The organism is Mycobacterium asiaticum (assembly GCF_001673635.1).
Taxonomy (GTDB): domain Bacteria; phylum Actinomycetota; class Actinomycetes; order Mycobacteriales; family Mycobacteriaceae; genus Mycobacterium; species Mycobacterium asiaticum_C.
The window spans coordinates 1-21,958 of sequence record NZ_LZMH01000015.1 but is presented as its reverse complement, the minus strand read 5'-3'; the positions used below and the strand labels follow the sequence as shown (position 1 = coordinate 21,958).

At 68.9% G+C, this 21,958-nt stretch carries 15 protein-coding genes and 2 pseudogenes; 6 read left to right on the top strand and 11 right to left on the bottom strand.

Annotated features, from left to right (window positions below):
- A pseudogene (locus A5645_RS04150) lies at positions 1 to 245 on the bottom strand (protein translocase subunit SecD); the annotation flags it as partial.
- A gap of 99 nt (positions 246 to 344) precedes the next feature.
- A complete protein-coding gene (gene yajC, locus A5645_RS04145; RefSeq protein ID WP_065034141.1) occupies positions 345 to 695 on the bottom strand; it encodes a preprotein translocase subunit YajC in 351 nt (116 codons plus the stop codon).
- A gap of 216 nt (positions 696 to 911) precedes the next feature.
- Here yajC and gabT point away from each other — a divergent pair, with 216 nt between their 5' ends.
- The 4 genes from gabT to A5645_RS29025 all read left to right on the top strand — a co-directional run bounded on the left by gabT (position 912) and on the right by A5645_RS29025 (position 13,815).
- A complete protein-coding gene (gene gabT / locus A5645_RS04140; RefSeq protein ID WP_065128559.1) occupies positions 912 to 2,252 on the top strand; it encodes a 4-aminobutyrate--2-oxoglutarate transaminase in 1,341 nt (446 codons plus the stop codon).
- A 159-nt stretch (positions 2,253 to 2,411) separates the two neighbouring features.
- Positions 2,412 to 5,927, top strand: a complete 3,516-nt coding sequence (gene car / locus A5645_RS04135) for a carboxylic acid reductase (RefSeq protein ID WP_065128558.1) — start codon at positions 2,412 to 2,414, stop codon at positions 5,925 to 5,927.
- Positions 5,928 to 6,189: 262 nt separating this feature from the next.
- Positions 6,190 to 9,696, top strand: a complete 3,507-nt coding sequence (gene car, locus A5645_RS04130) for a carboxylic acid reductase (RefSeq protein WP_065128557.1) — start codon at positions 6,190 to 6,192, stop codon at positions 9,694 to 9,696.
- Between the two features lie 261 nt (positions 9,697 to 9,957).
- Complete coding sequence (locus A5645_RS29025; RefSeq protein WP_155767835.1) at positions 9,958 to 13,815, top strand: PE family protein; 3,858 nt, start codon at positions 9,958 to 9,960, stop codon at positions 13,813 to 13,815.
- A 272-nt stretch (positions 13,816 to 14,087) separates the two neighbouring features.
- On the opposite strand, the gene A5645_RS04120 is transcribed toward A5645_RS29025, so the two are convergent.
- The 5 genes from A5645_RS04120 to ruvC form a co-directional block, all read right to left on the bottom strand.
- Positions 14,088 to 14,771: a hypothetical protein gene (locus tag A5645_RS04120; protein WP_065128556.1), complete on the bottom strand. Its 684-nt coding sequence runs from the start codon at positions 14,769 to 14,771 to the stop codon at positions 14,088 to 14,090.
- A gap of 143 nt (positions 14,772 to 14,914) precedes the next feature.
- The gene (locus tag A5645_RS04115; protein WP_065033931.1) at positions 14,915 to 15,301 is read right to left on the bottom strand and encodes a DUF1304 domain-containing protein; all 387 of its coding nucleotides are present in this window, start codon (positions 15,299 to 15,301) and stop codon (positions 14,915 to 14,917) included.
- Positions 15,302 to 15,310: 9 nt separating this feature from the next.
- A complete protein-coding gene (gene ruvB / locus A5645_RS04110; RefSeq protein ID WP_065033930.1) occupies positions 15,311 to 16,348 on the bottom strand; it encodes a Holliday junction branch migration DNA helicase RuvB in 1,038 nt (345 codons plus the stop codon).
- A gap of 49 nt (positions 16,349 to 16,397) precedes the next feature.
- Positions 16,398 to 16,988, bottom strand: a complete 591-nt coding sequence (gene ruvA / locus A5645_RS04105; RefSeq protein WP_065128555.1) for a Holliday junction branch migration protein RuvA — start codon at positions 16,986 to 16,988, stop codon at positions 16,398 to 16,400.
- The gene (gene ruvC / locus A5645_RS04100; protein WP_065033928.1) at positions 16,985 to 17,539 is read right to left on the bottom strand and encodes a crossover junction endodeoxyribonuclease RuvC; all 555 of its coding nucleotides are present in this window, start codon (positions 17,537 to 17,539) and stop codon (positions 16,985 to 16,987) included. The genes ruvA and ruvC overlap by 4 nt, the downstream gene beginning before the upstream one ends.
- A gap of 105 nt (positions 17,540 to 17,644) precedes the next feature.
- Between ruvC and A5645_RS04095 the strand changes: the two genes are divergently transcribed.
- The gene (locus A5645_RS04095; protein ID WP_065128554.1) at positions 17,645 to 18,139 is read left to right on the top strand and encodes a DUF2617 family protein; all 495 of its coding nucleotides are present in this window, start codon (positions 17,645 to 17,647) and stop codon (positions 18,137 to 18,139) included.
- A 34-nt stretch (positions 18,140 to 18,173) separates the two neighbouring features.
- Here A5645_RS04095 and A5645_RS04090 read toward each other — a convergent pair whose 3' ends face one another.
- From A5645_RS04090 to pdxS, 4 genes are all read right to left on the bottom strand, one after another.
- Entirely contained in the window at positions 18,174 to 18,929 is a 756-nt protein-coding gene (locus A5645_RS04090; protein WP_065033926.1) for a YebC/PmpR family DNA-binding transcriptional regulator, read from the bottom strand.
- Between the two features lie 126 nt (positions 18,930 to 19,055).
- Positions 19,056 to 19,649, bottom strand: coding sequence for a pyridoxal 5'-phosphate synthase glutaminase subunit PdxT (gene pdxT / locus A5645_RS04085; RefSeq protein WP_065128553.1), 594 nt, complete (start codon positions 19,647 to 19,649; stop codon positions 19,056 to 19,058).
- Complete coding sequence (gene tesB, locus A5645_RS04080) at positions 19,646 to 20,482, bottom strand: acyl-CoA thioesterase II (protein WP_065033924.1); 837 nt, start codon at positions 20,480 to 20,482, stop codon at positions 19,646 to 19,648. Before tesB ends, pdxT begins: the two co-directional genes overlap by 4 nt.
- A 9-nt stretch (positions 20,483 to 20,491) precedes the next feature.
- Positions 20,492 to 21,394: a pyridoxal 5'-phosphate synthase lyase subunit PdxS gene (pdxS, locus tag A5645_RS04075; protein WP_036355155.1), complete on the bottom strand. Its 903-nt coding sequence runs from the start codon at positions 21,392 to 21,394 to the stop codon at positions 20,492 to 20,494.
- 119 nt (positions 21,395 to 21,513) lie between these two features.
- Here pdxS and A5645_RS26830 point away from each other — a divergent pair.
- Positions 21,514 to 21,636: pseudogene (locus A5645_RS26830) on the top strand (PPE domain-containing protein); the annotation flags it as partial.
- Positions 21,637 to 21,958: the final 322 nt, after the last annotated feature.

Here is a 21,958-nt window from a genome sequence, read left to right as displayed (position 1 = left end):
CCCAGCCCGTTGACCCGAGAGCTGATGATCTGCTGCGCCTGCGCCAGTGCGTCCCGGCTGGGCCGCGAGCCGTCCGGAGTGCGGGCGGTCAGCGTCACCCGGGTACCGCCCTGCAGGTCAATGCCCAGCTTGGGGCTGGCCTTCTTGTCACCGGTGAGAAAGACCAGCAGGTAAACGCCGACAAGCATGAGCAGGAACACCGACAGGTAGCGGGCAGGATGCACCGGCGCCGAAGACGATGCCACGTTCCTTATATCTCCTTGGAATCGGTTGGGACCCCCGGTCGAGCGGGCGAGAGCCTCCGGAAAGACTACGTGGCGCGCTGCGCCGGGAGTCGGCTCCGGTCAGGAATCCTTTTCGTCCGCCTTCTCGAGCGCGGGACTTTCCCCGTAGCCAGCCGGATAGCCATCCTCGTCGTCCAGATCTTCGTCGTCGTCCGGCAGGATCCGGTCGCGCACCGCCAGCTTCATCCAGGTCGTCACCACACCGGGCGCGATCTCCAGGTCGACCGTGTCGTCGGTGAAGGAAACGACGGTGCCCTCCAGCCCGGACGTGGTGTGCACCCGGTCCCCCGGCTGCAGCGACTCGTGCAGGTCGATGGTGGCTTGCATCGCCTTCCGCTGTCTTCGCGACGCGAAGTACATGAAGCCGCCCATGATGAGCAGGAACGGCAAGAACAAGACAAAACTCTCCATCAACACGCCTGTCTTTCGTATCGGTAGTGCTCGAATTTCCCTGGCAGAACCCGGGACGCTGCCGGGCTAACCCCGGCCGGCTCACCTCATTGACCGTCCAGTCTGCCATTCCCGCAGGTCGTAAACCGACCGGCATCGTCGGCGGGCCGCACCGAGCGGGTACCCGCTAGGCTCATAAATGCGACGTGACCGGCGCGGCGCGGAAGGAGAAAGTCCGTGGCCAGCCTCGAACAGAGCCGCCATTTGGTCACGGAAATCCCTGGCCCCGCGTCGTTGGAATTGAACAAGCGGCGCACCGCTGCGGTGTCACACGGCGTCGGCATCACGCTCCCGGTCTTCGTGGCACGGGCCGGCGGCGGCATCGTCGAGGACGTGGACGGCAACCGGCTGATCGACCTCGGGTCGGGCATCGCGGTCACCACGATCGGCAACTCCTCACCTCCCGTCGTCGAGGCGGTACGCCGGCAGGTCGCCGAATTCACCCACACCTGCTTCATGGTCACGCCCTACGAGCAGTACGTCGCCGTCGCCGAGCAGCTCAACCGGATCACTCCGGGATCGGGCGAGAAGCGTTCGGTGCTTTTCAATTCGGGCGCCGAGGCGGTCGAGAACGCCATCAAGGTCGCGCGCTATCACACCCACAAGCCCGCCGTCGTCGCGTTCGACCACGCCTACCACGGCCGGACCAACATGGCGATGGCCCTGACCGCCAAGTCCATGCCCTACAAGAGCGGCTTCGGGCCGTTCGCCCCGGAGATCTACCGGGCGCCGCTGTCCTATCCGTACCGGGACGGACTGCTGGACAAGGAACTGGCGACCGACGGCGAGAAGGCCGCGGCCCGCGCGATCAGCGTGATGGACAAGCAGGTCGGTGCCGGCAATCTGGCGGCCGTCATCATCGAGCCGATCCAGGGCGAAGGCGGCTTCATCGTCCCTGCCGAGGGCTTCCTGCCCGCGCTACTCGAGTGGTGCCACCAGAACGACGTCGTGTTCATCGCCGACGAGGTGCAGACCGGTTTCGCCCGCACCGGAGCGATGTTCGCCTGCGAGCACGAGGGCATCGAGCCCGACATCATCGTGACGGCCAAGGGCATCGCCGACGGGCTGCCGCTGTCGGCGATCACCGGCCGCGCCGAGATGATGGACTCCGTGCATGCCGGTGGCCTGGGTGGCACGTTCGGCGGCAATCCGGTCGCCTGTGCGGCGGCGCTGGCCACGATCGAGACCATCGAGTCCGACGGGCTGGTCGAGCGGGCGCGGCAGATCGAACGCCTGGTCACCGAGCCGCTGCTGCGGGTGCAGGCCGGGGACGATCGGATCGGCGACGTACGCGGCCGCGGTGCGATGATCGCGATCGAACTGGTCAAGTCCGGCACCGCGGAACCCGATCCCGAACTCACGCTCAAGTTGGCCACCGCCGCGCATGCCGCCGGGGTGATCGTGCTGACCTGCGGCATGTTCGGCAATATCGTCCGCTTGCTGCCCCCACTGACGATCAGCGATGAACTGCTCACCGAAGGACTCGAAGTGCTGACCGGGCTGCTGGCCGAGCTCTAGGCGTCGAACGCGTAGCGTTGAAGTGCCGTGGTCGAATTCACAAAGAGTTCCCAGGCCCATTTCATTGAGGAATAATGTTAGTTTCGCTAACGTTCTAAGGGTTAGCGCAGCGTTGCGCAGACCATCTCTTACTTCTCTGAGTCTTACTAAGGAACTGTCATGTCGAATGCCACTCACGACGAGAGGCTCGAACGCCGCATCGAGGACTTGACCGCCACAGACCCACAGTTCGCCGCAGCCGCCCCTGACCCGACGGTGGTCGAGGCCCTCGAGCAGCCTGGACTGCGCTACCCGCAGATCGTCCAGACCGTGCTGGAGGGTTACGCCGATCGTCCGGCCCTGGGACAGCGCGCCGTGGAGTTCGTCAAGGACCCGCAAACGGGACGCACCGCACTGGAGTTGCTCCCTCGCTTCGAGACCATCACTTACCAGGAACTGAACGACCGCACCGGCGCGCTGGCCCGGGCCCTGACCGAAAACTCGGTCCAGAGCGGCGACCGCGTCTGTGTCCTCGGCTTCACCAGCGTCGACTTCACCACGATCGACATCGCGCTAGGCCTCATCGGCGCCGTCGCCGTCCCCCTGCAGACCAGCGCGGCGCTCGCGCAGTTGCAGCCCATCGTGGCCGAGACCGAGCCGGTGGCATTCGCCGCCAGCATCAAGCAGTTGCCCGATGCCGTCGAGTTGATCGGCGGCGCCGCGGCCCCCCGCAAGCTGGTGGTCTTCGACTACCACCCCGAGGTCGACGACGAGCGCGAGGCTTTCGAAGCCGCCCGCGCCGCACTCGCCGACTCGGCGGTGACCGTCGAGACGCTGGCCGAGCTCCTCGAGCGCGGCGAGTCGCTGCCAGCCACACCGTCGGCCGCCACCGACGACGACAACCCGTTGGCGCTTCTCATCTACACCTCCGGTAGCACCGGCGCGCCCAAGGGCGCGATGTATCCGCAACGCAACGTCGGCAAGATGTGGTGCCGGTCGGCGCGCAACTGGTTCGGCGAGACCGCGGCCTCGATCACCCTCAACTTCATGCCGATGAGTCACGTAATGGGACGCGGCATCCTGTACGGCACGCTGGGCAACGGCGGCACCGCCTACTTCGCCGCCAAGAGCGACCTGTCCACCCTGCTCGAAGACCTCGAGCTGGTGCGGCCGACCGAATTGAACTTCGTGCCACGCATCTGGGAGACGCTCTACGGCGAATTCCAGCGGCAGGTCAACCGCCGGCTGCCGGACGCGACCGACCAGGCCATCCGCGATGCGGTGGAGGCCGAGGTCATTGCCGAGATGCGCCAGTACCAGCTCGGCGGCCGGTTCATCTTCGCGATGACGGGCTCCGCCCCTACCTCACCCGAGCTCAAGCAGTGGGTCGAGTCGCTCCTGGAGATGCACCTGCTGGACGGCTACGGCTCGACCGAGGCCGGCATGGTGTTGTTCGACGGCGAGATCCAGAGCCCGCCGGTCATCGACTACAAGCTGGCCGACGTGCCCGATCTCGGTTACTTCGCCACCGACCGGCCACACCCGCGGGGCGAGTTGCTGCTCAAGACGGAGAACATGTTCCCCGGCTACTACAGGCGGCCGGAGATCACCGCCAACGTTTTCGACGAGGACGGTTACTACCGGACCGGCGATGTCGTTGCCGAGGTCGGCCCCGGGCGACTGGTGTACGTCGACCGCCGCAACAACGTTCTCAAGCTCGCCCAGGGTGAGTTCGTCACCGTGGCCAAGCTGGAAGCGGTGTTCGGCAACAGCCCGCTGGTGCGGCAGATCTACGTCTATGGCAACAGTGCGCACCCGTACCTGCTGGCCGTCGTCGTCCCGACCGAAGAGGCCCTGGCCAGCCACGACGTCGCGGCGTTGAAGCCGATGATCGCGGACTCGCTGCAGAGCGTCGCCCGCGAGACCGGCCTGCAGTCCTACGAGGTGCCGCGTGACTTCATCATCGAGACCACGCCGTTCACCTTGGAGAACGGGCTGCTGACCGGGATCCGCAAGCTGGCCTGGCCGAAGCTCAAGCAGCACTACGGCGAGCAGCTCGAGCAGCTCTATGCCGAGCTGGAAGCCGGGCAGGCCAATGAGCTCAACGAGCTGCGCCGTACCGGAGCCGAGGCACCGGTGCTGCAGACCGTCACCCGTGCCGCGGCGGCCATGCTCGGCACCGCGAGCACCGACCTGGCGCCCGACGCCCACTTCACCGACCTGGGCGGCGACTCGCTGTCGGCGTTGACGTTCGGAAACCTGCTGCGCGAGATCTTCGACATCGACGTACCGGTGGGTGTGATCGTCAGCCCGGCCAACGACTTGCAGGCAGTCGCGGCATACATCGAGGCCGAACGGCAGGGCACCAAGCGGCCGTCGTTCGCCGCGGTGCACGGTCGTGACGCGGTCGAGGTGCACGCCTCCGACCTCACGCTGGACAAGTTCCTCGACGCGGCAACACTGGAAGCGGCGCCGAACCTGCCCAAGCCGAGCAGCGAGGTGCGGACCGTGCTGTTGACCGGCGCCACCGGTTTCCTCGGTCGCTACCTGGCACTGGACTGGCTCGAGCGCATGGACCTGGTCGACGGCAAGGTCATCGCGCTGGTGCGGGCCAAGTCCGACGAGGAGGCGCGCGCCCGGCTGGATCGCACCTTCGACAGCGGCGACCCCAAGCTGCTGGCGCACTACCAGCAACTGGCCGCCGACCACCTGGAGGTCATCGCCGGTGACAAGGGTGAGGCCAACCTCGGGCTGGACCCGCAGGTCTGGCAACGGCTCGCTGACACCGTCGACCTGATCGTCGACCCGGCCGCCCTGGTCAACCACGTGCTGCCCTATAGCGAACTGTTCGGGCCCAACGCCCTGGGCACCGCCGAGCTGATCAAGATCGCGCTGACCAGCAAGCAGAAGCCGTACACCTACGTCTCGACGATCGGGGTGGGCGACCAGATCAAGCCCGGCCAGTTCACCGAGGACGCCGATATCCGGGAGATCAGCGCCACCCGCGCCATCAACGACAGCTATGCCAACGGGTACGGCAACAGCAAGTGGGCCGGTGAGGTGCTGCTGCGCGAGGCGCACGACCTGTGCGGCCTGCCAGTCGCGGTGTTCCGCTGCGACATGATCCTGGCGGACACCACCTATGCCGGTCAGCTCAACGTGCCGGACATGTTCACCCGGATGATGCTGAGCTTGGTGGCGACCGGGATCGCTCCCGCCTCGTTCTACGAGACCGACGCCGAGGGCAACCGGCAGCCGGCGCACTACGACGGTCTGCCTGTCGAGTTCATCGCCGAGGCGATCTCGACACTGGGCGCCCAGAACGTCGGCGAAGGGTTCCAGACCTACCACGTCATGAACCCGTACGACGACGGCATCGGCATGGACGAATTCGTCGATTGGCTGGTTGACGCGGGCAACCCGATCCAGCGCATTGCCGACTACAGCGAGTGGCTGCAACGGTTCGAGACATCGCTGCGCGGCTTGCCCGAGAACCAGCGGCAGGCGTCGCTGCTGCCACTGCTGCACAACTACCAGAAGCCCGAGAAGCCGATGCGGGGCTCCCTCGCACCGACCGACCGGTTCCGCGCGGCCGTCCAGGACGCCAAAATCGGTGCGGACAAGGACATTCCGCACATCACGCCGGCGATCATCGCCAAGTACGTCAGCGATTTGCGGCTGCTCGGCCTGCTCTAACCCGCTCCGGTCCCGTCGCCAGTCCCCCACCTTCGGGGGGCTGGCGATTGGCGTTTCCGGGGTCTGGGCGCGTGCCTTCGCGAGCAGACGCAGAATCGCACTGCGCGGGCCGCGATCGTGCGATTCTGCGTCTGCTCGCGGGGGACGGGACCGAGTGGTGGATGTCATAGTCGGGTAGATCGTTACTTTTGCTAACGTTCTAGCTATCAGAGCGCGACGAGGCGCGACGGATTCCCACCCCTGTCGGATGCGAGGCACTGCTATGTCAACCACTACACGCGAAGAGCGGCTTGCACGCCGCATCGAAAACCTCTACGCCACCGACGCGCAGTTCGCCGCCGCCAAACCCGACCCGAAGATCGCCCAGGCGATCCGCCGGCCTGGCCTGCGTCTCACGCAGCTCGTCGCCACCGTCATGGCGGGCTATGCGGACCGCCCGGCGCTGGGCCAGCGGGCCGCTGAATTCGTCACCGACCCAGCCACCGGCCGCACCACGCTCGAGCTGCTCCCCCGGTTCGAAACGATCAGCTACCGCGAGTTGTCGTCTCGTATCGACTCATTCGCCGCGGCCCTGGCCGCGCACGACGCCGTCCGGACCGGCGACCGGGTCTGCATCGTCGGCTTCACCAGCGTCGACTACACCGTGATCGACGTTGCGCTGGCGAAGCTGGGCGCGGTTTCGGTGCCGCTGCAGACCGGCGCGGCGCTGACTCAGCTGCAGCCCATCGTTGCCGAGACCGAGCCCACCGTGATCGCCTCGAGCGTCGGGAATCTCGCCGACGCCGTCGAGCTGGCGCTGACCGGCCACGCGCCCGCCCGGCTGGTGGTCTTCGACTACCACCCCGAGGTGTCCGACGAGCGCGGCGCCCTCGAGGCCGCGCGTATTCGGCTGTCCGACACCGCCGTCGTCGTCGAGACCCTCAACGAGGTGCTGGCGCGGGGTGCGGGGTTGCCCGTTCCGTCGGGAGACTCCGGCGTCGACAACCCCGTCGCGTTGCTGATCTACACCTCCGGCAGCACGGGCGCGCCCAAGGGGGCGATGAACAACGAGAGCCGGGTGCTGAACTTCTGGGCCAGCAACGACTTCGAGTCAAAGCCGAAGACAGAGCCCTCGATCACGCTGAACTTCATGCCGATGAGCCACATCATGGGCCGACAGATCCTGTTCGGCACGCTGGGTAACGGCGGCACCGCCTACTTCGTCGGCAAGAGCGACCTGTCCACCCTGTTCGAGGATCTGGCCGCGGTGCGGCCGACCGAGCTCACCTTCGTACCGCGGGTGTGGGACATGCTGTTCGAGAAGTGCCAGAGCCAGGTCGACCGGCTGGTGGCCGGCGGTGACGACCCCGCGGCGGCGCAGCGGCAGGTGCTCGAGGAGCTGCGCTCGACCGTGCTGGGCGGTCGATTCGTCGACGCGCTGACGGCCTCAGCACCGATATCCGATGAGATGAAGGCGTGGGTCGAGGACTTGCTCGACATCCACCTGGTCGAGGGCTACGGCTCGACCGAGGCCGGGATGGCCACGATCGACGGCGGTATCCGGCGCTCGACGGTGCTCGACTACAAGCTGGTCGATGTGCCGGACCTCGGCTACTTCCTGACCGACCGCCCGCACCCCCGCGGCGAGCTGCTGCTCAAGACCGCCAACATGTTTCCCGGCTACTACAGGCGCCCGGAGATCACCGCCGAGGTGTTCGACGAGGACGGCTTCTACCGCACCGGCGACATCATGGCCCTGGTCGGCCCGGACGAGCTGGTCTACCTGGATCGCCGCAACAACGTGCTCAAGCTGTCCCAGGGCGAGTTCGTCACGGTGTCCAAGCTGGAGCCGCTGTTCGCCGACAGCCCGCTGGTCCGCCAGGCCTACGTCTACGGCAACAGCGCCCGCGCCTACCTGCTGGCCGTGATCGTTCCCACCGAGGACGCGCTGGCGCGCTTGGGTGCCGACGAGCTCAAGTCGCGCATCGCCGCGTCGCTGCAGGAGGTCGCCAAGGCGGCGGATCTGCAGTCGTATGAGATCCCGCGTGACTTCCTGATCGAGACGACCCCGTGGACGCTGGAGAACGGACTGCTGACCGGCATCCGCAAGCTGGCGCGCCCGCAACTGAAGAAGCACTACGGCGCGCGGCTGGAACAGCTCTACACCGAGCTGGCGGGCAGCCAGGCCAACGAACTGCGTGCGCTGCGCCAGGGCGGCGCGGAGCGGCCGGTGCTCGAGACGCTGTCCCGCGCGGCGGCGGCGTTGCTGGGCACCAGCGCGAGTGATCTGCGACCGGACGCTCACTTCACCGACCTCGGCGGCGACTCGCTCTCGGCGCTGTCGTTCGCCAACCTGCTGCACCAGATCTTCGGCGTCGACGTGCCGGTTGGCGTCATCGTCAGCCCGGCCAGCGACTTGCAGACGCTGGCGCACTACATCGAGACGCAGCGCGCTCCCGGCGCTCGGCGGCCCAGCTTCGCGTCGGTGCACGGGCGGGACGCGACCCAGGTGCACGCCGGTGACCTCACGCTGGACAAGTTCATCGACGCCGCCACCCTGGCCGCCGCGCCGGGACTGCCCGCGCCCAGCGCCCAGGTCCGCACCGTTCTGCTGACCGGCGCTACCGGGTTCCTGGGTCGCTACCTGGCGCTGGAATGGCTGGAGCGGATGCAGCTGGTCGACGGCAAGGTGATCTGCCTGGTGCGGGCGAAGTCCGACGCCTCGGCACGGGAGCGTCTGGACCAGGTCTTTGACAGTGGTGACCCCGCGCTGCTGGCCCACTACCAGGGGTTGGCCGCCGATCATCTCGAGGTGCTCGCCGGCGATAAAGGCGAGGCGAACCTGGGGCTGGATGCCGGTACCTGGCAGCGGCTGGCCGACACCGTCGACCTGATCGTCGACCCCGCGGCGCTGGTCAACCACGTGCTGCCGTACAGCCAGCTGTTCGGACCCAACGCGCTGGGCACTGCAGAGCTACTGCGGCTGGCGCTGACCACCCGCCAGAAACCGTTCCTGTACACCTCGACGATCGCGGTCGGTGATCAGATCCCGGCGGGGCGGTTCGTCGAGGACGCCGACGTCCGCACCATCAGTGCCACCCGGGCCATCGACGACAGCTACGCCAACGGCTACGCGAACAGCAAGTGGGCCGGCGAGGTACTGCTGCGAGAGGCGCACGACCTGTGCGCATTGCCGGTGGTGGTGTTCCGCTGCGACATGATCCTGGCCGACACCAGCTATGCCGGTCAGCTCAACGTGCCGGACATGTTCACCCGGATGATGCTCAGCCTGGTCGCCACTGGGATCGCGCCGGGCTCGTTCTACGAACTCGACGCCGACGGCAACCGCCAGCGCTCGCACTACGACGGTCTGCCGGTGGAGTTCATCGCCGATGCCGTCGCCACGCTGGGCTCGCTGAACGAACGCGGCTTCCAGACCTTCCACGTGATGAACCCGTACGACGACGGGATCGGCCTGGACGAGTTCGTCGACTGGCTGGTCGACACGGGTTGCCCGATCCAACGCATCGCCGACTACGGCGACTGGCTGCAGCGGTTCGAGACGTCGCTGCGGGCGCTGCCGGAAGCGCAGCGCCACAGCTCGCTATTGCCGCTGCTGCACAACTACCAGCGCCCGGCGAAGCCGGAGTGTGGGTCGATCGCCCCCACCGAACGGTTCCGTGCGGCCGTCCAGGACGCCAAAATTGGCGCGGACAAGGACATTCCGCACATCACACCGCCGATCATCGCCAAGTACGTCAGCGATTTGCGATTGCTCGGCCTGCTCTAACAGCACGATCAGCAAGCAGGGCGTTCGACGAGAAACCGCCGAACGCCCTGCTTGCCGGTTCAACATCTGATTGATCAACCGCAGATGGGGCAGCCTGACATGGCGTCGACACCGCCGGCACTCTGTTCATCCGGGTAGTTGTCACAGGGAACCGAACACGCCTGGCGAATCACGGATTCGGCTCAGATCCTGCGGGGGCGCGGTAGCGTTCCTCGCAAATATGCAGCGGAGACAATTTTCACGAGGTCAGGAGGGCCTGTTTTGTCGTACGTGATCGCCTCGCCTGAGGCCGTTGCCACCGCGGCCGGCGAGGTTCGCGGAATCGGAGAAGCGCTTCGCGCGGCCGCTGCAATGGCAGGACCTGCAACCACCGGAATCCCTCCGCTGGCCGTCGACGAAATCTCGGCGGCGATCACCAAACTCTTCGGCTCATTCGGTCAGGAATATCAAGCGCTCAGTGCCCAGGCTGCGCTGTTCCACGACCAGTTCGTTCGATCGCTCAGCGCCAGTCCCGGGGCGTACGCGGCCGCTGAGGCAGCAAATGGGCTCTCTCTACAGTCCCTGGAACAAGGCGTCCTCGGCATGATCAATGCCCCGACCAACACCCTGCTGGGGCGCCCCCTGATCGGCAACGGGGCAAACGGGGCAGCTTATACCGGGCAGGCCGGCGGCGCCGGCGGAATCCTTTGGGGAAACGGCGGCATCGGCGGCTCAGGAGCGACCGGCCAAAGCGGCGGGCGTGGCGGTGACGCGGGTTTGTTCGGTAATGGCGGTGCCGGCGGCGCTGGCGGTGCCGGCGCGGCGGGGGTGGCCGGCGGTGCGGGTGGCGCCGGCGGTGCCAGCGGTCTGTTAGGCGGGTTCGGCGGGGTCGGCGGCGCCGGCGGTGCCGGGGTCGCCGGGCTCACCGGTATCGGTGGGGCCGGGGGGACGGGCGGCACTGGCGGGGTCGGACGGGCTTTGTTCGGCGGCGGCGCGGGAGCAGGCGGCGCCGGTGGTGCCGGTGGCGCCGGCGGAACCGGTGCAGCCGGCGCTGCGGGTGCCGGGCCAATCGGTGGCCAGGGTGATACCGGGTTTTCGGGCGGCGCCGGTGGCGCCGGCGGGCAGGGCGGCGCTGGGACCGGCTTGCTGAATGCAGGCGGGGCCGGCGGTATCGGCGGCACTGGCGGGGCCGGCGGCCTAGGTGGCGCGGGCGGCACCGGAGTCGGCTTCAGTGTCGACGGCGGTAACGGAGGCACCGGCGGCAACGGCGGTGCCGCGGGAGCCGGCGGAGCCGGTGGGTCCGGCGGTGTGTTCGCCGCCGGCGGGGTTGCCGGCGGAACGGGCACCGGCGGCATCGGCGGTCAGGGTGGCAATGGCGGACAGGGCGACAACGGTCTGGCCGGCATCGCAGGCCCCGCCCCCGCGATCGGTGGGCAAGGCTGGCAGGGCGGCGCCGGCGGCCAGGGTGGAAACGGCGGCTCGGGCGTCAACGGCGTGGGCGGCGGGGCCGGCGGTCAGGGCGGCATGGGTGGCCAAGGCGGGACCGGCGGCGTCGGTGGTACCAACACGGGCACTACCAGCACTGGCGCCGCCGGCGGCGGCATGGGCGCCCAAGGCGGACAGGGAGGCACCGGCGGCACCGCGGGGGCCGGCGGCAGCGGCGTCGACGGCGGAGCGGCCGGAAGTGTGGGTACGGGTGGTACCGGCGGCACGGGCGGCACGGGCGGCAACGGCGCCACTGGGTCCGACGGCACCAACAGCAGCACCACCCCGACCGCCGGCAATCAAGGTGGCCAAGGTGGGGCCGGCGGGAGTGGCGGCACAAGCGGAGCCGGCATCAATGGCGTCGGTGGCGGCCAGGCCGGAAACGGCGGCGCCGGCGGCTCCGGCGGTTCTGGTGGCGACGGCGGCCACCACACAGGGACCACCGCCACCGGAGCCAACGGTGGCGGCATGGGAGCCCAAGGCGGACAGGGCGGTACCGGCGGCACCGCCGGAGCCGCCGGTCTCCGCGTCGACGGCGGAGCGGCCGGGAGCGCCGGTACGGGTGGTACCGGCGGGACGGGCGGCAGCGGCGGCAACGGCGCCTCTGGCACCGACGGCACCAGCAGCAGCACCACCCCGACCGCCGGCAATCAAGGCGGTCAAGGCGGGGCCGGCGGAACAGGCGGCACCGCTGGAGCCGGCAGCAACGGCGTCGGTGGCGGGCTGGCCGGCGCGGGCGGCACCGGCGGCGACGGCGGTTCTGGAGGCAACGGCGGCCACCACACCGGCAGCACCGCCACCGGTGCTAGCGGCGGTGGTATGGGAGCCCAGGGCGGACAGGGCGGCACGGGCGGCACGGCCGGCGCCGCTGGCGCCCGCATCGACGGCGGAGCAGCGGGCAGCAACGGCACCGGCGGTATTGGAGGCCAAGGCGGCGACGGCGGCGACGGCGCCGCCGGGACCGACGGCACCAACAGCAGCACCAGCCCTACGGCCGGCAACCAAGGTGGCCAGGGCGGGTCCGGCGGAACAGGCGGTACCGGAGGAACCGGCATCAACGGCGTCGGTGGCGGCCAGGCTGGGGCGGGCGGCGACGGCGGCGACGGCGGGATCGGCGGAAACGGCGGCCACCACACGGGCACCACTGCGACCGGTGCCAGCGGCGGCGGGATGGGCGGCCAAGGCGGCCAGGGCGGCAGCGGCGGCACCGCCGGTGCCGCTGGCACCCGCGTCGACGGCGGAGCGGCCGGAAATGTAGGTATCGGCGGCACCGGCGGCCAAGGCGGCGACGGCGGCAACGGCGCCACCGGAACGGACGGGGCCAGCAGCACCATTAATCCGACCGGCGGGAATCAAGGTGGCCAGGGCGGCACCGGTGGCACGGGCGGCACCAGCGGAGCCGGCATCAACGGAGTTGGCGGCGGCCACGCCGGCATCGGTGGCACCGGCGGCAACGGCGGGACCGGAGGAAACGGCGGCCACCACACCGGCACCACCACCGGCGGCAGCGGCGGCATGGGAACCCAAGGCGGCCAAGGTGGCACCGGCGGCACCGCCGGAGCCGCAGGCACCCGCGTCGACGGCGGAGCGGCAGGCGGCAACGGCACTGGCGGCAGCGGTGGCCAGGGCGGCAACGGGGGCGATGGAGCCCTCGGCTCGACAGGGACGTCCGGCATTGCGCCCACCGTCGGCAGCAACGGAGGCAGCGGTGGGACTGGAGGCACTGGCGGCACCGGCGGTGCCGGCATCGGCGGATCCGGCGGCGGCGCCGGCGGCAGGGGCGGTATTGGGGGAACCGGCGGCGACGGCGGCACCGGCGGCGTCAACAACACTGCCACCGAGGGCACCGCAAGCGCAGGCGGCGGGCAGGGCGGTACCGGCGGCAAGGGCGGTAACGGTGGCGCGCCAGGTGCGGGCGGCAGCACGGGAGGTGAGGGCGGTCAAGGCGGAGACGGGGGCAATGGCGGCTTCGGCGCCGCGAATACCTCCGGCGGCGCCAACGGGCTGGGCTTCTCCGGTGGCGGCGGCGGTGGCGGCGCGGGTGGTCAAGGCGGCGCCGGTGGAGGCGGCGGAGCCCTCGGCGGCGGGGGCGGCACCGGCGGCGATGGCGGTTTTGGTGGGACTGCCGTCAGTGCGAGTACTGGTGGAATCGCTGGCGGTGGCGCGGGTGGCGGCGGCGGAACCGGCGGCGCGGCGACTGGAGCCGACGGCGGTAGGGGTGGCGGCGGTGGTGGCGGCGGCGCGGGTGCCGCGGTCGGAATAGGAGCCTTCGGCGGCGGTGGCGGCGGCGGTGGTGCCTCCGGCGGTGTAGGCGGCGTCGCCGGTAGCGGTGGCGTCGGTGGTGACAGCTCGATTGTGGGTGCAGGCGCTGACGGCGGTAGCGGCGGCACGGGTAGCGCCAACGCATTGGGCGGCGTCGGCGGAGGCGGCGGAGAAGGCAGCTTGAGCACTATCAATAACGGTGTGCCCGTGGGCGCTGACGGGTTCCCTGGCCAAGACGGCGCCGACGGCGGCGAGGGCGGCACTGGCATCGCCGGTGGCCTATTCGGATTGATGGGAGGCAACGGCGGTGACGCCCTCGCCGAGGGTGGGGGCGGCGGCACGTCCTACCTATTCCAAGTCAGCGCCAGGGGCGGGTCAGGCCAGTCGGGCTGATCCGCGATCCATCCCGAGAGCACAGATCGAGGTCGACCGCCCGTTTGCGGCCGCCTTCTCATGCCGGTCGCAAGACAGTTGATCAGCTCCACCGTCGTAATGTTTAGCCGCAATCCCGCGCGTTACAGATCACTCTTCAGGAGGGCCAATGGCGGGGGCAGCACCGGCACCGCTGGCCATGGCGGCCAGGGAGGCAGCGCGGTCCTTGGCGAGGCTAGGGGCGAGGCGAGAACGGCTGACGCATTAGCCCTCGACGGCTCCCCCGGCCATCGCTACTGGTGCGCGACCGGGGTGCGGTGGCGACGGAACAATCCGCCGCGCCGTCGTTCGGTGACAGCAGTCGGGTCAGCCTGACCGGTCGGACCGACGTGCTCTACTCGCGGCGTGGTGAGGGCATCGGTGGCCACCTCGTTCTCGCGAGCGGGCTCGACACCGGACACGTACGGCTGGGACGCCGGAGCCCGGTTCACGGCTTCTACACGCTCGACGTCGCGCGCCAGCCGGACGGCGACTCGCGCCAGCGCCGCCCCTGCCAGGAAGGCGATCAGCACGCCCAGGCCGGAGAAGTAGGCAACCTCGAGAACCGCGCGCTTCCGGTCGGTCGCGGCGACGGGGTCACCGGCCGAGCCGATGCCCAGCACCGGCGCAAACGCGCCGCCAACGACGAACCAGGCGCCGCCAAGCGCGGCTAGCCAGCCGCCAACCATGCCGCCGGCGCGGCTTCTGGTCGTGATCAGCAATAACCCGCCGATCACGGTCGCAACACCGGGGAGCACCTCGAGCCAACCGCGTGCCGCGGTCCAAGACTGACCCGGTGTGTACGCGAAGTCGAAGTTCGGGCCGAGGAACGGGATAAGAGCTCCCCACGCGCCCAGGATGACGAGAAGTAGACCGGTTACTGCGCCGCGCGAGCGCGGGATACGCCCGCGGGCGGGCCGGCCGTCGATGTTCTTCATGGCATCTCCTTCATAGGTACCGGCTTGGGTACCCCGGTGGTGCCGTGGTGTAACGCGGGGGCTCAGCGCGCGTCGAGCGTGGGGGCTATGGCGGCGCCGGGGCACTTTTCCTTACGTGAGGCCCACGTTGGGCGGGCCCAAGCTCAAGACGCCAAACCGACACCCAGCAGCACAAGCGCAATCACAGGGAAAAGGCCCTGCGTCACCGCGGCCCGTGCCTTATCCCGCGCCGAGATCAGTAGCACCACCGCAGCTGCGGCCATCGAGCCGACGCCGGCGAACACCAGGGCGGCTCCCACATCCCCGTGGCCCATGAACACCGCGGCAATGCCGACGCCGGTCACAATCGCCAGGAACAGGTTGTAGAAGCCCTGGTTGTAGGCCAGCAGTTTGGTGGTCTCGGCCTCCTCGGGCGTGGTGCCGAACGTCGCACGGGTGCGCGGCGACGTCCACGTCAGCGACTCCATGCTCCAGATGTAGACGTGCAATACCGCGGCGAGCGCGGCGAAAACCAGTGCGGCGGTAACCACGACGTCCTCCTAGTCAAACAGTCCGGGCTGCGCCACCCCAACCGGTGGCGTCATCCCCAGGTGCGTCCACGCAAGCGCCGTGGCCACCCTTCCCCGCGGCGTGCGGGCGACCATGCCCGCGCGCACCAGGAAAGGTTCGCACACCTCTTCCACGGTCGCGGCCTCCTCCCCGACCGCCACCGCCAGCGTCGACACACCGACCGGGCCCCCGCCGAAGCTGCGGGTCAACGCAGACAGCACGGCCCGGTCCAGCCGGTCCAGCCCCAGCTCGTCCACGTCGTAGACCTCCAGCGCTGCCTTCGCGACGTCGCGGGTGATGATGCCGTCGGCGCGCACCTCGGCGAAGTCACGCACCCGGCGCAACAACCGGTTGGCGATGCGCGGAGTCCCGCGAGACCGGCGGGCGATCTCCGCGCCGGCATCGGCGCCGAGCTCGATACCCAGGATCCCGGCGGAGCGGGCCAGCACCCGCTCCAGCTCGGCCGGCTCGTAGAAGTCCATGTGGGCGGTGAAGCCGAACCGATCGCGCAGTGGGCCGGTCAGCGCGCCGGATCTGGTGGTGGCGCCGACCAGCGTGAAGGGGGCGACCTCCAGCGGGATTGACGTGGCACCCGGTCCCTTGCCGACCACCACATCGACGCGGAAATCCTCCATTGCCAGGTACAGCATTTCCTCGGCGGGCCGGGCGATGCGGTGAATCTCGTCGATGAACAACACGTCGTGTTCGAGCAGGTTGGACAGCATTGCGGCCAGGTCGCCCGCACGTTCCAGGGCCGGTCCCGAGGTCACCCGCAGTGACGAGCCCAGCTCGGCGGCGATGATCATCGCCAGCGAGGTCTTACCCAGCCCCGGCGGTCCGGACAGCAGGATGTGATCCGGTGTGCCGCCGCGGTTCTTGGCTCCCTCGATGACCAGTTGCAACTGCTCACGCACCCTGGGCTGGCCGATGAACTCGCGTAGCGAGCGGGGCCGCAGGCTGCCGTCGATGTCACCCTCGCCGACGGCCAGCGTCGGCGACACGTCGCGTTCGAAATCCTCTTCTGTCATTTGCGCCGCTTCTCCTCATCGCTGCGCTCTGCATCGTCGGCGCCGCGGCTCATTTCGACTTACCCAGCAGTGACAACGCGGACCGCAGCGCCGTCGACGTGGTTGCTTCCCGATCCTCGGCCAGCACCTTGTCGGTGGCCTCCTCGGCCTGTTTGACCGCGAAGCCCAAGCCGACCAGCGCCTCCACCACCGGCCCCCGCACCGCGTGACCGTTCACCGCGGGCGCGCCGGTGCCGCCGACCGCGCCGATCTTGTCCCGCAATTCCAGGATCATCCGATCGGCACCGCGCTTACCGATGCCTGGCACCCGGGTCAAGGCGGTGACGTCACCGTCGGCGAGCGCCTGACGCAGGGTCGCCGCGTCGTAGACCGCCAAAGTGGCCATTGCCAGCCGCGGCCCCACACCCGAAACCGACAACAGCGTCTGGAACAGATCGCGCGTCTCGACGTCGCAGAACCCGTACAGGGTCATCGAATCCTCGCGAACGATCATCGCGGTGATCAGTCGCGCCTCGCTGCCCTGGCGCAACGTGGCCAGCGTCGAGGGCGTCGCGTTGACCCGGTAACCGACCCCGGCCGCCTCGATCACCGCGTGATCCAGCGCCACCGCGAGTACCTCACCGCGAACCGAGGCGATCATCGCGCGGCCTTCAGCTTGGCCAGGTACTTGTCGCGTTGCTGCGCCGCCCGGGCCTGGGCTTCGGCCATCTTCTCCAGCGTCGGCGCCCGCCAGCAGTGGCAGATGGCCAGCGCCAGCGCGTCGGCGGCGTCCGCGGGCGACGGCTTGGCCTGCAGCGTAAGGATCCGGGTGACCATCGCGGTGACCTGGGCCTTATCCGCCCTGCCGTTGCCGGTGACCGCCGCCTTCACCTCGGAGGGCGTGTGGAAGTGCACGTCGATGTCGCGTCGGGCAGCGGCGAGTGCGATGACGCCGCCGGCTTGCGCGGTGCCCATTACCGAGGCGACGTTGGCCTGGGAGAACACCCGCTCGATGGCCAGCACGTCGGGCAGGTGTGTGTCCAGCCAGTGCTCCACCGCGTCGCTGATGGCCAGAAGTCTGCGGTGCAGCGGCTGGTCTGACGGGGTGCGCACCACGTCGACGTCGAGCGCGGTGATCTGTCTGCCGCGCCCGCTCTCGACCAGCGACAACCCGCACCGCGTCAACCCGGGATCGACGCCCATCACCCGCACCGCAGCTCCCCACTTCACTCCGAACAGCTGTTCGATAGCCTAGCCGGTGGGTGCGACATCACGGGGTAGGGACACGCCTCGGACCGGTGCGTTAGGTTATGTCCGGTGCCGCTTCATCAGCTCGCTGTCGCCCCAGCCGATGTGTCTGGGGCCCGGTTGGCGCTGGCATTGAACACGGTGGCACCTGACCCGCTCGCGACCTGCCGTCTGGCGCATCCGGGCGGGGGCGCACTGTTACTCGGAGTCCTTGGCGCGTCGCACGTTGTCACGGTAGAACACGGCACAACCCGCTTCTCCGAGCAGGTTTCGTGCACCGCGGGCGACGAACTGCCCAGCCGTTCCGGCGCGCCCGGATATTGGATCGAAGCGCGGACAGAGAAGCATGGCGAGGCCAGCTTCCGCGCGCTTGCAAGCCGGCTGCGTGACCGCTGCGCCAAAGAAGTTGGCTGGCTCGGTGGGATATTCCCCGGCGACGACGCCGCACTGACCGCGCTGGCCGCCGAGCCCGACGGCAACGGCTGGCAATGGCAGACGTGGCATCTGTACCCGAGCAGCGCAGGCGGAACTGTCGTGCACACCGCAAGCCGGTGGCACCCGTAACCAACAAGCCGCCACGATGGACGAGCCGGAGTCGTTACTCCTCGTCGAGGGCGGCCAGCACCTCGTCGGAGAGGTCGACGTTGGTCCAGACATTCTGCACGTCGTCGCTGTCCTCCAGGGCGTCGACCAGCTTGAACACCTTGCGGGCGCCCTCGACGTCGACAGGAACGCTCACCGACGGCTGGAAGCTGGCCTCGGCCGACTCATAATCGATGCCCGCCTCCTGCAGCGCGGTGCGCACCGCGACGAGGTCGGTCGGCTCGGAGATCACCTCGAAGCTGTCGCCGAGATCGTTGACATCCTCGGCGCCAGCCTCAAGGACTGCGGTCAGCACGTCGTCCTCGGTCAGTCCGTTCTTCTCCAGCGTGACCGTGCCCTTGCGAGAGAACAGGTAGGAGACCGAACCGGGGTCGGCCATGGTGCCGCCGTTGCGCGTCATCGCCACCCGTACCTCACTGGCGGCACGGTTGCGGTTGTCGGTCAGGCATTCGACGAGCACCGCGACACCGTTCGGTCCATAGCCCTCGTACATGATGGTCTGGTAATCGGCGCCGCCGGCTTCCTCGCCCGCACCGCGCTTGCGGGCCCGCTCGATGTTGTCATTGGGTACCGACGTCTTCTTCGCCTTCTGGATCGCGTCATACAGCGTCGGGTTGCCGGCCGGGTCTCCACCGCCGGTACGGGCGGCGACCTCGATGTTCTTGATCAGCCGGGCGAACTCCTTGCCGCGGCGCGCGTCTTTGACGGCCTTCTGATGCTTGGTGGTGGCCCACTTGGAATGGCCGCTCATCGGTGTGACTTACCTCTTTCGCTCTCAATAATTGCCAGCCGAGTCTACGTGGCGACTCGGTTACGGCGAGCGTCACGCCAGAGTGACGCTGGGGCCCACCGCCGCGCTGGCGCGACGGTCGGGTAGCTAACGCCCCGTCACCATGTCGACGAACAGCCCGTGTACGCGACGGTCGCCGGTCACTTCCGGGTGAAACGCCGTCGCCAGCACCGCACCCTGGCGCACCGCGACGATGTGCCCGGCCGCCCGGGCCAGCACCTGCACGTCGTCGCCGACCCGTTCCACCCACGGCGCCCGAATGAACACCGCGCGAACCGTGCCGTCCAGCCCTTCGAACGGGATGTCGCCTTCGAACGAGTCGACCTGGCGCCCAAAAGCGTTGCGCCGCACCGTCATATCGATGCCCCGCAGCGGTAGCGCGGCCCGGCCGTCGGCTCCGGCATCCAGAATCTCGCTGGCCAGCAGGATCATTCCGGCGCACGCGCCGTAGGCCGGCAGTCCCTCGGCCAGCCGCGCCCGCAGCGGCTCCAACAGGTCGAAATCGAGCAGCAGGTGGCTCATCGCGGTGGACTCTCCACCCGGAATCACCAACCCGTCCACGGCGTCGAGCTCGCTGCGGCGCCGTACCGTGCTGGCCTCGGCCCCGGCTTCACGCAACGCGGCAAGGTGCTCACGGGTGTCGCCCTGCAAGGCGAGCACCCCGACCCGGGGCGCGCTCACGACCGGTATCCGCGCTTGAAGCGGGTCAGCCCCTCCTGCATGACCGCGGCCACCATCTCGCCGCTCTGGTTGAAGATCTTGCCCTGGCACAGCGAGCGGCCCCCGCCCGCCGACGGGGAGGACTGGTCGTAAAGCAACCACTCGTCGGCTCGGAATGCCCGCATGAACCACATGGCGTGGTCCAGCGACGACACCTGCAGGTGCGCGCGCTCCTCCATGTGCGTGACCTGCGCAGACCCCAGCAACGTGAGGTCACTCATGTAGGCCAGCGCGCAGATGTGCAGGACCGGATCGTCGGGCAGCGGGTCCCGGTGCCGGAACCACACCTGTTGCTGGGACGCCTTGCCGGGCAACAGCTTCAGCTTCTCGCGCGGCACGATGCAGACGTCCCACTCCTCGAACTGCTTGAAGCCGGCGTCGTCGAACACCTTCGACGAGGACAGGCCCGGGAGCCCGTCCGGCGGCGCCGCCGCCGGCATGGCGTCCTGGTGGTTGATGCCCTCCTGGTCGGTCTGGAAGGACGCGCCCATGCTGAAAATGATCTCGCCGTGCTGGATAGCGTTGACCCGCCTGGTCGCGAACGATCCGCCATCGCGGGTGCGCTCGACAATGTAGACAGTCGGCGCTTTGGCATCCCCGGGCCGCAGGAAATAGCCGTGCAGGGAATGCACCTGATAGCGCGGGTCTACGGTGCGGACCGCCGAGACCAGCGACTGGCCGGCCACATGGCCGCCGAAGGTGCGCTGCAGGAAGCCCGATTCGGGGCTGAATACGCTGCCGCGGTAGATGTTGACCTCGAGTTGCTCGAGATCGAGGATCTCTTCGATCGCCACGGGATGTTCTTACCAGCCCCGTTGCGCGAGGCGATGGGGCTCGGCGATCTCCTCCACGTTGATGCCGACCATTGCCTCACCCAGCCCGCGCGACACCTTGGCCAGCACGTCGGGGTCGTCGTAGAAGGTGGTGGCCTTGACGATGGCCGCGGCCCGCTGCGCGGGGTCACCGGACTTGAAGATGCCGGAGCCGACGAACACGCCCTCGGCACCGAGCTGCATCATCATCGCCGCGTCGGCCGGAGTGGCGATGCCGCCGGCGGTGAACAGCGTGACCGGCAGCTTGCCCGCCCGGGCCACCTCGACGACGAGGTCGTAGGGTGCCTGCAATTCCTTTGCGGCAACGAACAATTCGTCTTCGGACAACGACGTGAGCCGACGGATTTCGCCGCCGATGGCGCGCATGTGCGTGGTGGCGTTGGAGACGTCGCCGGTGCCGGCCTCACCCTTGGAGCGGATCATCGCCGCACCCTCGGTGATGCGTCGCAGCGCCTCACCCAGGTTGGTCGCGCCGCACACGAACGGCACGGTGAACTGCCACTTGTCGATGTGGTGGGTGTAGTCCGCGGGGGTAAGTACCTCGGACTCGTCGATGTAGTCCACACCCAGGCTCTGCAGGATCTGCGCCTCGACGAAGTGCCCGATCCGGGCCTTGGCCATCACCGGGATGGTGACCGCGTCGATGATGCCCTCGATCATGTCGGGGTCGCTCATCCGCGACACCCCGCCCTGGGCCCTGATGTCGGCGGGTACCCGCTCCAACGCCATCACCGCCACGGCGCCCGCGCCTTCGGCGATACGGGCCTGCTCGGGGGTGACGACGTCCATGATGACGCCGCCCTTGAGCATCTCCGCCATGCCGCGCTTGACGCGGGCGGTTCCGGTTTGGGCCCCGTTCTGCTGGCTGTTCACTACGCTCCTTGACTGTGCTTTTGCGACCACCAGTCTAAAGGTGATCGGCAACTGAGATTTCCGGCCCGATATGGCTTAACCTCCGCGTTGTCGGCCGCGGGAAAGACGGGAGCCTGGCGATGAGTTTCGCCGTTCTGCCTCCAGAACTCAATTCCGCGCAGATCTATGCCGGTGCGGGCACGGGGCCGTTGCTGTCGGCGGCGGCGTCTTGGGATGGGTTGGCGGCGGAGTGGAGTGCCGCTCGTTTTCGGCCACCGGAGTCCTGACACACCCACTGTCGCCGATGTCCTGATACAGAAACCGTCACCGATCTCCTGAGACATCAGTGATTCTTGTCACCCCACGATGGCATAATCGAACACATGTTCGATGGTGGGCGGTCTGCGGTGGCGGGGCCGACGGGGCGGGTGCCGTCGCCGGAGGCGTGGGCGGCTGAGGAGGAGTATTGGAGCGCCGTCATCCCTCAAGCACCGCGGAGTCCGCGGGCTGGCTTGAGCAGCTCGGCGCGGGGTGGCGGGCGGAGAATCGGGCGGCCGCGGCGCAGTTGGTGGCGATCGGGAAGTT

Excerpts from the sequence above, each read along its gene's own strand:
- ruvB (WP_065033930.1), bottom strand. The coding sequence starts at position 16,348 with ATGACAGAAGAGGATTTCGAACGCGACGTGTCGCCGACGCTGGCCGTC.
- yajC (WP_065034141.1), bottom strand. The coding sequence starts at position 695 with ATGGAGAGTTTTGTCTTGTTCTTGCCGTTCCTGCTCATCATGGGCGGC.
- A5645_RS04090 (WP_065033926.1), bottom strand. The coding sequence starts at position 18,929 with ATGAGCGGCCATTCCAAGTGGGCCACCACCAAGCATCAGAAGGCCGTC.
- A5645_RS04120 (WP_065128556.1), bottom strand. The coding sequence starts at position 14,771 with ATGAAGAACATCGACGGCCGGCCCGCCCGCGGGCGTATCCCGCGCTCG.
- car (WP_065128558.1), top strand. The coding sequence starts at position 2,412 with ATGTCGAATGCCACTCACGACGAGAGGCTCGAACGCCGCATCGAGGAC.
- car (WP_065128557.1), top strand. The coding sequence starts at position 6,190 with ATGTCAACCACTACACGCGAAGAGCGGCTTGCACGCCGCATCGAAAAC.
- ruvA (WP_065128555.1), bottom strand. The coding sequence starts at position 16,988 with ATGATCGCCTCGGTTCGCGGTGAGGTACTCGCGGTGGCGCTGGATCAC.